General features: G+C 33.1%; 9 protein-coding genes. 6 read left to right on the top strand and 3 right to left on the bottom strand.

Features of this window, described 5'->3' with window-relative positions:
- Nucleotides 1-36: 36 nt before the first annotated feature.
- Together PQO00_RS14765 and smpB are read right to left on the bottom strand one after the other, a co-directional pair.
- A complete protein-coding gene (locus tag PQO00_RS14765; protein ID WP_274185621.1) occupies nt 37-561 on the bottom strand; it encodes a hypothetical protein in 525 nt (174 codons plus the stop codon).
- 174 nt (nt 562-735) lie between these two features.
- Complete coding sequence (gene smpB / locus PQO00_RS14770) at nt 736-1,194, bottom strand: SsrA-binding protein SmpB (protein ID WP_274185622.1); 459 nt, start codon at nt 1,192-1,194, stop codon at nt 736-738.
- A 195-nt stretch (nt 1,195-1,389) separates the two neighbouring features.
- On the opposite strand from smpB, the gene PQO00_RS14775 reads away from it, so the two are divergent.
- The 6 genes from PQO00_RS14775 (at nt 1,390) to PQO00_RS14800 (ending at nt 11,051) form a co-directional block, all read left to right on the top strand.
- Nucleotides 1,390-2,985 (top strand): S41 family peptidase, encoded by a 1,596-nt coding sequence (locus PQO00_RS14775; RefSeq protein ID WP_274185623.1) that lies wholly within the window; start codon nt 1,390-1,392, stop codon nt 2,983-2,985.
- Between the two features lie 84 nt (nt 2,986-3,069).
- Nucleotides 3,070-3,573, top strand: a complete 504-nt coding sequence (locus tag PQO00_RS14780) for a hypothetical protein (protein ID WP_274185624.1) — start codon at nt 3,070-3,072, stop codon at nt 3,571-3,573.
- Nucleotides 3,574-3,654: 81 nt separating this feature from the next.
- Nucleotides 3,655-5,055 (top strand): dihydrolipoyl dehydrogenase, encoded by a 1,401-nt coding sequence (gene lpdA, locus PQO00_RS14785; RefSeq protein ID WP_274185625.1) that lies wholly within the window; start codon nt 3,655-3,657, stop codon nt 5,053-5,055.
- A 481-nt stretch (nt 5,056-5,536) separates the two neighbouring features.
- Complete coding sequence (locus tag PQO00_RS14790) at nt 5,537-6,673, top strand: AraC family transcriptional regulator (RefSeq protein WP_274185626.1); 1,137 nt, start codon at nt 5,537-5,539, stop codon at nt 6,671-6,673.
- A gap of 1,161 nt (nt 6,674-7,834) precedes the next feature.
- The gene (locus tag PQO00_RS14795) at nt 7,835-10,201 is read left to right on the top strand and encodes a TonB-dependent receptor (protein ID WP_274185627.1); all 2,367 of its coding nucleotides are present in this window, start codon (nt 7,835-7,837) and stop codon (nt 10,199-10,201) included.
- 4 nt (nt 10,202-10,205) lie between these two features.
- Entirely contained in the window at nt 10,206-11,051 is an 846-nt protein-coding gene (locus tag PQO00_RS14800) for a DUF4249 domain-containing protein (RefSeq protein ID WP_274185628.1), read from the top strand.
- Between the two features lie 860 nt (nt 11,052-11,911).
- Here PQO00_RS14800 and PQO00_RS14805 read toward each other — a convergent pair.
- Nucleotides 11,912-13,564 carry a M48 family metallopeptidase gene (locus PQO00_RS14805; protein WP_274185629.1) on the bottom strand — a complete coding sequence of 551 codons (1,653 nt, stop codon included), beginning with the start codon at nt 13,562-13,564 and terminating at the stop codon, nt 11,912-11,914.
- Between the last annotated feature and the right edge of the window lie 69 nt (nt 13,565-13,633).

The following is a 13,633-nucleotide window of genomic DNA, read 5'->3' on the forward strand; positions in this document are numbered from 1 at the left end:
ATTGATTTTTTGGTTTGATACCTCGAGGCCGTTTATTTAATTGGGAAGATAGTTTTTGGGGATGGCATTTTCTTTAGTTTCCTGAGTCCAGTAAATATTGATTATCCACCAACGTTTACCATCATTTAAGAACTGTATGCTATTGATACCTCTCATAAATGGTTTTTCGTCAGATTCACTATGAAAAGATTCATACGTACTAAATACTTGAGCAATATTACCGAAAGTATTTATTTTTCTATGTATTTCTTTTTCAAAAAAGCCATTTTCAACGAGCCATTTTCCAGAGCTTTTAATATAATCATCCGGAGACATATAACGTACTATAAGTTCCCCTTTCTTATTTTTAAAAGAAGGAATGAGTTTTGCGTCAGGTTTAAATAAAAATTTAAATAATGCCCAATCCCTCTCAGCGCCTTTTTCTCCCGAAATAACAGTGTAGAGTGTATTAATTGTGCTATCTAGTGTTTGCACTTTTTCTAAATAGTCTTTCGCTTTTTCTTGTGATTGCATAGACAGAGTTACAATACACAATAGCATAACTGATATCGTTTTTTTCATCTTCAGATATTCAAATGGATATAAATTTATTTAGATTAACAAAGTAAAGATTTTGTTAGTTTTGAAACGTTAAGGCTTTCTTAAATTTAAGAATATTTCATCGATATAAGCAGCGAAGGGCTATTAAACTTGTTAAATCAATTGAATTTAAAAATGTTGGATGCCCAATTTGAACTATTTGTAGTTTTTTTTGATTCTATCTAAATCACGTTTATTATCACGATCCTTAATGGTTTCTCGTTTATCATACAGCTTTTTACCTTTCGCTAAAGCGATGTCCATTTTAGCAAACCCTTTTTCATTAATAAACAATCGCAAGGGAATAATGGTAAGCCCTGTATTCTGAACCTCTTTTTGTAGTTTTTTTAGTTCTTTTTTGTTTAGTAAAAGTTTCCTTTCTGCTTTAGGGCGATGATTATAATAATTGCCAAAGGCATACTCTTCAATAGTCATATTAATAACAAAAAGCTCACCTTGTTCATTGAACTCACAAAAACTTTCGGCTATAGATGCCCTACTACTGCGTATGGACTTAATTTCTGTTCCAGTTAGTACAATACCGGCCGTATACTTATCTAATATTTCATATAGAAAGCGGGCCTTTTTATTCTGTATGTTAATCTTTTTTTGCATGGAGCACAAAACTACATAATTTTATGAAGTTATAGGTGTGCTATGTTAGCGAAAAAACGATTTAGACGCTAAAGAACGATTAATAGATTAGACATTTAAGGAAATAAAATTACTTTAGCGGGTGGAATCTAAAATAACAGAATTTTGGCTTTTGACCATTTTAGCCCATTGAAAAAGTTTAAATGCCTTCAATATATGAAAAAAACGATTTTATTAATTTGGGTTTTATTAGGTTTTATATCATGCAGAAGTATTAAAAACCATAATGAACAAATAACGAAATTGCATGATATAGCCCATTTACATGAAGATATAGACAAAGTATATACGCAATTAAAAAGGCACCATCCTAAATTATATCAATATACGCCAAAAGAAGTTTTAGACTTTAAATTTGATAGTTTGAAAAAGGCAATTACAACGCCTATTGATTCTAGGGAGCTCTACAAAAAGTTGGCACCAGTGGTATCCCAAATTAGGCAAGGCCATATTTCTCTAAGTTCTGCAAATAAATGGTATACTAAAAAGGCCCGTAAACAATTGCTTAAGCGTAAGTTTGAATTTTACGCCCTGGATTTTGAATATTTAGAAAATAAGCTTTGGGTTAAAGATACTAGAGGTGAAGATTCTACCATTATAGGAAGCGAAGTGGTTAAAATCGAAGATGACCTAACTTCAGACTTAATAAAGACCTACAAAACACGTTTTTCTTCAGATGGTTATAATACCACACTTTATAACAGGTATGTTGGCCGGCAATTTTCTAATTTTTATTATAAAGACAAAGGGTTTGTAGACAGTTTAAGGATTACTTTTAAAAACAAGGATTCTTTATTTGTCAAGACTTTTAAAAGGTTAAAAGAGAAAGAAAAATCAAAAAAACAAGATACGACCAAAGTTGCAAAACGTGAAAAATTAACTTCGGCAGAAAAAAGGGCCAATCGACTGGCTTTAAAAAAGAAACGAAAGTTTAACAGAAAGCATGGTTTTATAAAAAAATATAAAACCTACACTCGAAACTTTCGCTTTATGGAAGAAGTAAAAGATGTAGCTTATATGAAATTAAGAAGCTTTACTAATGGTAATTATAAGAGGTTCTATAAGGAAAGTTTCGCAAAATTGGATTCAGCAAAAACAAAATATTTAATTTTAGACTTAAGGGATAATGGCGGGGGGAGAATAGCCGAGATAGATTATTTGTATTCGTATTTAACCCTTGAGAACTATAAGTTTATAGAAGATAGCGAGGTAAATAGCCGTATACCGTTCTTGAAATTTTTGATGAGCAATACAACATCAAATAGTATAAAAGTATTATCGGGCATAGTGTCGCCGATCATTATTGTTCAGAATTTAATAAGAACGAGAAAACGACATGGTAAGTTGTATTACAGGTTTAGGCAAACCAGAGTTAAAGAACCAAGACCTTTACATTTTACGGGTAAAATTTATGTGTTGATTAATGGGAATTCATTTTCGGCTTCTTCGCTATTATCTACCCATTTAAAAGCAACAAAAAGAGCCACTTTCGTAGGAGAGGAAACAGGAGGCGCTTATAATGGTACGGTTGCTGGTATTTATAAGCTTTATGAGCTACCAAATACCAAGTTGAAAATAAGAATGGGAATGATGCAGATAGAAGCGCCCCAAAAGCAAAACCCAGATGGCTATGGTGTAAAACCGGATGTTGAAATTTTACCAGCTATTAATGATAGAAGTATAAAAAAGGATTCAGAATTGGAATGGATATTGAATGATATTGAGGAAAAGCAGGGGGTATTAGGTTTATAGTGCATGTTATTTAACATAAAAGCATGTTAAACACTTTTATTTATTTGACTTTTCTGATTAATTTTATTTAAAACCATTAAAATTATGAATCGCCATCAGTTTATTAAATCGGTTGGGATGACATCTTTAATTATTCCGGCATTCCCTTTGTTTTCTTTTGGTAAAACACAAGAAGAACCCCAATTGGATAAAGCTTTGGTTGAGAAATTTGTTGGTGCTTCTCATGGAAAGTTTGATATAGTAAAGGAGCTACTGGAAGAATACCCTACCTTGCTCAACGCGGCACATGATTGGAGACGTGGTGATTTCGAAACCGGATTAGGAGCTGCAAGTCATGTTGGTAATAAGGAAATGGCTCAATATTTTTTAGATCATGGGACGCAGGCCAATATTTTTACGGCAGCTTTGTTTGGAAAGTTGGATATTATAAAGCCTATGATGAGATTTTCACCTAGCCTTATAAACGTAAAAGGACCTCATTGTTTTACTTTGTTGCACCATGCAGAGAAAGGTGGAGACGATGCTTTAGAGGTTAAAGATTATTTACTTTCTTTAGGACTAAAAGAAATGAGAATTCCACTCTATTAAGACCTGTTTTTTTATTGTCTTCCCACAAAACATTTGTATTTTTGTTCTTCGATTTTTTAAAATGAACATCAAAAATAAATTATGAATTCATACGATGTAGCCGTAATAGGTTCTGGCCCTGGAGGATATGTAGCAGCAATACGTTGCGCACAATTAGGAATGAAAACTGCTATTATAGAAAAATATTCTACACTTGGGGGTACTTGCTTAAACGTTGGTTGTATACCGAGCAAGGCTCTTTTAGATTCTTCCCATCATTATGAAGATGCTGTTAAGCATTTTGAAGAACATGGCATAGAAATACCTGGAGACGTAAAGGTGAATTTAGAAAAAATGATAGCTCGTAAACAAGCTGTTGTTGATCAAACTACTGGCGGTATTGATTTCTTGATGAAGAAAAATAATATTGATGTTTACCAAGGTTTAGGAAGTTTTAAGGATGCGACCCATATTACTGTTTCTGGAGAAGAGGCTACCGAGATAGAGGCAAAAAACACTATTATTGCTACGGGAAGTAAACCTTCAAATTTACCATTTATAAATATTGACAAAGAGCGGATCATAACTTCTACAGAAGCCTTAAAGCTTAAAGAAATACCAAAACACCTAATTGTCATAGGTGGCGGTGTCATAGGTTTAGAGCTTGGACAAGTTTATAAAAGATTAGGAGCAGAAGTTTCTGTGGTTGAGTTTATGGATCGTATTATTCCAACCATGGATGCAGGTCTGTCCAAAGAACTCAATAAAGTTTTAAAGAAACAGAAATTTAAAATAAATGCCTCTCATAAAGTGAAGTCTGTTGAGCGTGTTGGTGATGAAGTTATTGTAAAAGCCGATAACAAAAAAGGTGAAGAAGTTACATTTAAAGGTGATTACTGTTTAGTGTCCGTAGGGCGTCGTCCTTATACGGATGGTTTAAATGCTGAAGCTGCAGGTGTAAAATTAAACGATAGAGGACAAGTAGAAGTCAATGATCATTTACAAACAAGTGCATCAAATATTTATGCGATTGGAGATGTGATCAAAGGGGCTATGTTGGCGCACAAAGCAGAAGAAGAGGGTGTGTTTGTTGCAGAAACATTGGCAGGACAAAAACCTCATATCGATTATAATTTAATTCCAGGAGTTGTTTATACGTGGCCAGAAGTTGCTGCGGTCGGCAAAACAGAAGAACAACTTAAAGAAGCTGGTATAGATTACAAAGTTGGGCAATTCCCCATGCGTGCTTTAGGTAGAAGTAGAGCGAGTATGGATTTAGACGGATTTGTAAAAGTTCTTGCAGATAAAACGACTGATGAGATTTTAGGTGTTCATATGGTTGGTGCCCGTGCTGCGGATATGATTGCTGAAGCTGTTGTTGCTATGGAATATAGGGCATCTGCCGAAGACGTGTCACGTATGTCCCATGCACATCCAACGTTTACAGAAGCTATTAAAGAAGCGGCGTTGGCGGCTACAGATGATAGAGCTTTGCATATATAATACATCATCATATTTTAAAAATAAAATGAAGAGGGTGTCTAAAAAGTCTTTATAATTTGATTTGTCAGGTTGAGCCTGTCGAAACCGATATTGATTATCAGTAAGTTAAAAATATTTCGACAAGCTCAATATGACATCGAACTTACTTTTTAGACACCCTCTTTTTTATTGAAGTGAAAAATGAGACTTTCATGTTGGAAGGTATAGCTAAGTTCCTATAAAATGGCATAGAATATTTAGAAATAAAAAATTGAAGTTCAAGGAAAAAAGCGTAGGCATAGCTTAGTTACGGAGAGTATTTTTAAGATAGAATATGAGAGTAAAAATAGCCTGTCTCTCATTGCTAGTGGGTTGATTTTGTAACCAATCATAAAATGCTGAGATGAGTTCTATAAGAGGTATTAGACATTATTTGTTTAGGTATACCCCCAATAAAGAAAGAAATATTATGTTATCATATTTAAACATTTAAGCTTAAAGAGTGCTTTTTATTGTAGGAATATCTATAGCCATTTTTCTTTCACTTCTTTTATTGATAAAAAAGAACAAATCTCGTGCAGATAAAATTCTGGTACTGTGGTTAATATTAATTTCTATTAATCAAATATTCAATTATTTAAATTTTAAGGAGGTTACTTATAAGTACCCAAATTGGCTAGGCATTGATTTTGGAATACCTATAATAATAGGTGTTTTCTTGTATTTCTATGTTAGGGAGATTACAGGAAATCCACTAAATCGTATTCCGAAAATAGTATTGCATTTACTGCCAACTATTTTTATTTACCTTTTGGCTATACCATTTTATAAATTACAAGGGACTGAAAAAGTATACATTTTTAAGAATAATGGACTAGGCTATGAATGGTTTGTGATAATTAATAATTGGGTTATAGCCATTTCAGGATTAGCATATTCTATTTGGTCTATTATTTTAATAAAAAAACATCAAAAAAGCATTCAGGATAATTTTTCTAATACAGATAAAAAAGAATTGCAATGGCTTCGATTGCTTTCATTTGGGTTTGTTATTATTTGGTTGTTTTCAGCTTTTTTTGATAATGATATTATTTTTTCGATTGTGGTTGTTTTTGTTTTGTGCATCGCTATTTTTGGAATCAATCAGCTAAATATCTTTAATTCCAATTCAGGGTTGGAAGGCATTAAAATAGCAGAAGAAAGAACCAACAATATAAATAACAAAGGCAAAATTGATTCAAAACAACCTATTGCTAAAGTTGGAAAGTATGCCAAATCTGGTTTAAATGAAGCGGACGCTACTAAAATTTATGCCAACTTAACTAGAATGATGCAAGATAATGTAGCCTATAAGGACGAAAACCTTACCTTGGTAGAGTTATCTAAACGATTGGAGGTACATCCAAATCATTTATCACAGGTAATTAATGAAAAGGAAGGAAAGAATTTTTATAATTACGTGAATTCACTTCGTATAAAAGAATTTATAAAATTAGCTTCATTGCCCGAAAATAAAAAGTATACCATGATTTCTTTGGCTTACGATTGTGGTTTTAGTACAAAATCTACTTTCAATAAACATTTTAAATTACACACAGGTAAAACACCTACCGAATTTTTTAGTAATTCAAGTATTTAATACCAAATGAATTTTAAAATGATTGGTAATAAATTTGAATTATAAACGGATTTAACCAGTTATTTTGAAGTTTATTTGGTATAAGTAGGTGTTTTTCTTTTTCCCTGTGTATACATACTTTGTTTTTAATAATTTATTTTCACTATAATCCCTTATAGTATAAGGCTTTGTAGGTTCTTTCTTGTAGGCACGTACTTCTATTTTTCATTGCCCTTGTAAACTTGATCTTTCCGAATTCAAATTTGCCACATCTTTGTTTAGGATTTACGAATTAATTTTTCGTCAACGATTCCTAGTTATGCAACAGTAGTTATTTCTAACTATGTATAGTAAAAGGGGCCCCTGTAGAGGTTTAAGATTAATGCGTATAAATAATTTATTACAAGTGTTTAGGTGTGCCTAAAGCATTAGAAAAATTAAATTGATTATCCGTAATATGTCATAAATCTTAAAATATATTGATTTTGTCATCCCGAGGCAACGAGGGATCTCATTGATTATCAACAGATTCTTCACTATAGCCTGTACTGAGCGTAGTCGAAGTATTCAGAATGACAAAAAAATCATTATGTATGATTACGGACATTCAGAAAATTAATTAATGAATTTAAAATATCAAATATGTTTTAGTGATAAGCGCTTTATAAAAAAATTAAAACCTAAAAAAAAGAATCTATTTGTGCAACCTTTCACCTTTTCGAATGTCAATAGATAAAGATTAAGAAAAAATAAAAATCAACCACAATACTGAAATTAATTCAGTACAAAAAAACAAACCAATAATTAATAAAAAAATGGGAAGTATTTACAAAAACCAGCTAATAAGAATCCTTAAATCTACTTTTAGCATTTGGCTGGAAGATAAAAGCAACATTCGTAAAAGAGAGATCGGATGTTATACCAAATGGATTTTAAAATGAGGGTAAAATAATTTAGAATATAGCGAGCACAGATGAATAATAAAATCTAAGCTACGGTTCTATACCCAGTCAAGCAGAGCACATGGTTTTATTATGAAATATGTGCGCGATAGAAATGAATTATTAGCTTCATTTTAAAGTTTATTTGGTATTAAATACAAAAAGCACGTTTAAAAACAAATTAAAAATTACTTAACACAAATTATTTTTAAATTTTATAAAATCAATAATCAAAAAGCGAATGAAAAATCTAGTATTATTATGTATGTTATTTACCGCGGTTTTGTCGGCCCAGGAAAATTACACCATCAGTGGTATAATTAAAGAGGCAAAAAATGGAGAAACGGCTTTTGGAGCATCGGTATTTTTAAAAGGAACAGACATTGGTTCCATTAGTAATGAGTATGGATTCTTTTCCATCACAGCACCGAAAGGTACATACACATTGATAATTTCTTATATGGGGTTCGAAAATATAAAGCAAGATATCACTTTAGATCAAAATCAAAAAGTGAATTTTGAAATGGAGGAAGAATCGACCCAATTGGATGAGGTCGTTGTTGTTGCCGAAGAAACCGAACGAGTAAGTCTTAAGAAACCAGAAATGAGTGTTTCTAAATTAAATATTAGAACGGTAAAGCAAATGCCTGTGGTTTTAGGGGAGGTTGATGTTATAAAATCTTTACAAATGCTACCAGGAGTCACTAAAAATGGTGAAGGTACTGGTGGTTTTCACGTAAGAGGCGGTGCCGTAGACCAAAACTTAGTATTACTGGATGAAGGCATTATATATAATACATCGCACATGTTGGGTTTCTTTTCTGTATTTAATGCAGATGCTATTAAGGATATTAAATTATACAAAGGCGGGATCCCAGCTCGTTTTGGAGGTAGAATTTCATCTGTATTGGATGTACGCCAAAAAGATGGGAATAGTAAAAATCTTTCTTTTACAGGAGGTGTTGGATTGATTTCCAGTAGACTAGCCGTAGAAGGCCCCATGTTTAAAGATAAGGGGTCGTTTTTAATAGCAGGAAGAAGCTCTTATGTAAACTTGTTTTTGGCGGCAGCAAATGATGAAAACAGACTGGGTTTTTATGATTTAAACCTAAAAACCAATTATAAATTAAATGATAATAATAAACTGTACCTATCAGGGTATTTTGGTAGGGACACCTTTAAGTTTGGCAAAAGCTTTAAAAGTAGTTACGGTAATGCTTCAGGGAATTTAAGATGGAACCACCTTTTTAATGATCGTTTATTTTCGAACTTATCTTTTATTTATAGTAAGTATGATTACGATTTAGAAATTACGGATGATGAATTTGATTGGATTTCTTCAATTAATAATTATAATATAAAATACGACCTTAAGTATTATGCTAGCGATGCCTTTAAGTTGGATTTTGGAATGAGTGGTATTTATTATGATTTTGACCCAGGCCAAGTACGCCCAACTTCTGAAACATCACCTATAAATCCTTTATCATTAGATAGAAAAAAGGCATTCGAAAGTGGCTTATATGTTAACGCAGAACACAAGATAACGGATAAATTAACCCTTCAATATGGTTTAAGATATAGTGGTTTTAGCCGTTTGGGAGGTGTGGCAATGAAAAACTATGCCAATAATCAGCCTGTAGTATATAACAGTACTTTGGGCATTTATGAGCGAGGTACAGAAATAGGGGAAACGACCTATAAAAAAGGAGAAAGTATCAAGGATTTTGGTAATATAGAACCTAGAATGTCTTTAGCATATCAATTAAACGAGTTCTCTTCCATAAAAGCAGGATATTCAAGGTCTGCTCAATATATTCACCTATTATCAAATACAACTTCGGTAACACCTTTAGATGTGTGGACTACCAGTGGAAAGTATATTAAACCGCAATTATCCGATCAGTATGCATTAGGGTATTTTAGAAATTTTAATAATAAAAAATACTCTCTGGAAGTTGAAGGTTATTATAAAACGACGGATAATAGAATAGATTATATTGATGGATCCAATCTAATAGGTCAAAATACCATAGAAACCGAAATTTTAAATGGTGAAGCCAGAGCTTATGGTTTGGAACTTTTAGTTCGTAAAAATGAAGGCATGTTTACAGGATGGATATCGTACACCTTATCTAAAGCAGAACAAAGAACTTTGGGAGGTACCGCAGGAGGTCCTGGAATTAATAATGGTAATTGGTATAATTCTTCTTTTGACCGAACACATGATTTTTCGGTCACTGGAGCCTACGAGTTAAACGATAAATGGACTTTTGGAGGTAATTTGGTGTTCCAAACGGGTAGGCCTGTAACATATCCTAACGGACAATATCAATATGAAGGGCAATCGGTAGCTAGTTTTTCTGATAGAAATTCAGATAGACTACCTGCTTACCATAGGCTGGATATTTCTGCAACCTATAAACCAAATAGAAAGCCTAATAAGAGATGGAAAGGCGAATGGGTTTTTGGTGTTTATAATGCGTATAATCGAAAAAATGCCGCTTCGATTTCTTTTACTCAAAATGAAACTTTAGGTATTAATGAAGCCACCAGAACAGCTATTTTTGGAATCGTACCATCTGTAACATATAACTTTAAATTTTAACAAAATGAACATATATTTTAAATTATTCATACTTTTTTTAGCCATGTCTTTAACATCGTGCGAAGATGTTATATCCGTAGAGGTACAAACCGCTCCTAGCAGATTGGTTATTGAAGCATCTCTTGATTGGGAAAAAGGAACCGCAGGAAACAATCAAACAATAAAATTAAGTAAGTCGACACCTTATTTTGATACCACTACTATTACAAGCGTTACAAATGCTTCTGTAAGAGTTGTTAATGATGATGATGACACAGAATTTATTTTTACACACCAAGGTAATGGGATCTATACAACAACGGCGTTTATTCCTATAATCAATCAATCGTATACTTTAGAAGTGGTTCATGAGGGAGAAACTTATACGGCAAATGAAACTTTAACACCAGTTGTAGATATTGATAATATTACACAATCAATAGATGGCGGTTTTGATGATGAAGAATTAGAGGTCAATATTATTTTTACAGATCCAGAGGCCGAGGAAAACTATTATCTATATAAATTTAAAAGGCAAGGGGATTTATTACCGGCACTGGAAGATGGAGATGATGAATTTGTTAATGGTAATGAAATTACATGGTGGTTTGAAAAAGAAGAAGATGATGACACAGATGAAATAGAGGCCTTTAGGGCAGGGGATGTTGTGGATATTTCATTTTTTGGCATCTCTAAGGCCTATTCCAATTATATAGGCATCCTTATAGAACAATCTGAAGGTGCCGGTCTTTTTAGTTCAACGCCTGTACCTTTAAGAGGGAACTGTATCAATACAACAACTCCTGATAATTATGCTTTTGGATATTTCAGGTTGACTCAAGTTGTAAAAACGAGTTATACGTTTCAATAGACTTGGGGTCTAAAAAACTTTATAAATTTGGTAGTACCCAATATGGCTAAGTCGATATAAAATGGCATAGAATATTTAGATATAAAAAATTGAAGTTCTAGTTAAAAAGCGTAGGCATAGCCTAGTTACGGCGAGTATTTTTAACGAAGAAATTCGGTTTTTTACTCTGAAGGTTCATGTTATTTTATATTGATTTAGCTATAAACTGTGTAAAAGTTTGAAGCGAGGTCGAATTCTAAGTTAAAATCTAAAGAATTCCCTAAAATCTAAAGACCTTTCATTGACTTGAGAGGTCTTTTAATAATGGTAAAGTTTCTGGCTATTAATTTAGCTTTGGCAGTATTTAAAACAGAGGCTTTGTGTTTGCCGTCTTCGATCTTCCTTTTGTAATACCTGCAATTGTAAATTAAGCCATGCTTTAGTTTTTCTATATCGATATTTTTTATCAATGTATATGCTGAAAATATGTTTATATTTATCAATATATATGTTTATATTTTTTTTTGTTTAAAAAAAACAATCATAGTTTTAGGTACCCAATTCAAAGAATCCAAAGCATACAATAATTGTATTCGAGACATAATTATTAGTTTGATCCGTTAAATGGGTAAAATACATGTAAAGCAAACTATGAACGTAATAATTGACCCTAAAGTATTTAATACCAATTATGAATTAAAATACGCAATTCAAACACATTCATTAATTCGTTTTATCACTTTACTTGTCATTTCCATAGCTTAGGCTATGCAAATAACTCGCAGCAGGCTAAAACAAATAAGCAATGTCGTTTTCTGTAGCTCACTTTAATTCATAATTGGTATAAGGTTACTATGATATATAAAAATCATGGAAGTTCATCACAATTCAAAATCAGCATGTTTCCAGCTTTTTTTAAAAAGTGTTTCATAACGTTCGGTGTTTTCTTTATCTTTCAATGTTTCATACGCCGTTTTTATACCATGATATGCCCATCCATTTTTTGGTAAGCGTTCCAGATCTTCGAGATATAAATCAATGGCCATTTTCTGTTGTCCGTTTAGTCTATAAATACGCCCTAAATGATGGCGAATCGAGAAAAACCAATCTGGCGGTTCATTATAGTTTAAGGCATCTTCCATTTTAACAGCATCTTTCAAAAGAACAATGCTAGCTTTTAAGTTGCCCTCGTGAGCTAAAATTTCAGCTTTTAAAACTTTTTCAGCTATGTTGACTAATTCATAAACCGAGTTAATATCCCAAACGGTCACATTACTTAGTGTGTCGTCTTTTGCTAAAACCTCAAGTTTTAATAATTCTGCTTTAGCTTTGTCTAAATGCCCCTTTCCTAAATGTGCCATGCCTTCTGCATAATGTCTAATGGCTTTGGGATATTTTAGGTCGTAGGTTTCTAGTTTCATATTTAAAATGGTATCCCATTTTTTAAACTTCACAGCTACATAATATGGAATGGTATAATAGTGTTGCAAAGTACCCCAACCAGGTTGTTTCATAATTTCCGGATGCACATGTTCCGATACTTTATTGGCTCCGGCCATGGCCCAATGGCTATTGCCTTCTAAGGTGGCGGTAGCAGCCATAAAATGATAATTATGCGGATAATAGGCGAGTGGGTAAGCCCCTTGGGCATGACAGCTTGTAACATAGGCGCTATCTGCCTCAACAGCAGCAATATTCGATAGGGTGCCTTTGTGGTATTCTCCCGTTCTTATATACGTATGGGATGGCATATGTAATAAATGCCCAGAACCGGGCACTAAGCCATCATCAAAAGCTTTTGCAGATATATTAGAACGTTCTGGTGTACGGGAAGCCTCAACAGCATGAATATAAAAATGATGTGCTCCAGGGTGTTTTGGATTTTGGGCAATGAGCTTTTCTAAAAGTGTGATTATTTCAATAGTCCACGGTTTTTCGCTGCCATCTTTTTCATTTAAATCCCAAGGGTGCAAATTCATAAGCGATTCCGCATATAAAGCACTAATTTCCGTATCCTCTGGGTATTGCTCATATAAAGTTTTCATGGCTTTAGAATATTTAGTGTCTAAAGCCGTTCTATCTTCTGGAGGTTCGAGGGCATAGCGTAATGCCATAGCATCAATAAATCGCCTTTCCTTTTCCGTAGCATTTTTAGATAGCTTTTTTGCGCTCTGTATCGCTTTATAAGCGCGTTCATAGTTGTCATCTTCCATACCGGCATTGTAATTTGGTCCTAATACATAGGCGTATCCCCAAAATGCCATAGCGCAATTAGGATCTAATTTGGTAGCATAATAGAAAGAACGGGCAGCTTCTGCATGATTAAAGCCATAAGCTAATGCCATGCCTTGATTAAAATAACGTTGCACCAAAACATTTTGGGTCGTAATGGGATAGTTTACTGCATCGTAGCCTTTTAAAAGTGGTGCTATGTTATCTTTTTTATACCATTCAGCATCCGTAACTTGTGGGACACAGGCATATCTGGACGATGCCGTGGGTTTAACTATAAGTTCTTTTGGTTGTTCGGTCATTTTTTTACATGAAAAAAATAAATTTAGGGCCATGAATAATAATACATACCTTTTCATTTTGTAAAATTT

It is taken from the genome of Flavivirga sp. 57AJ16 (assembly GCF_028736925.1).
In the GTDB taxonomy this organism is placed as follows: domain Bacteria; phylum Bacteroidota; class Bacteroidia; order Flavobacteriales; family Flavobacteriaceae; genus Flavivirga.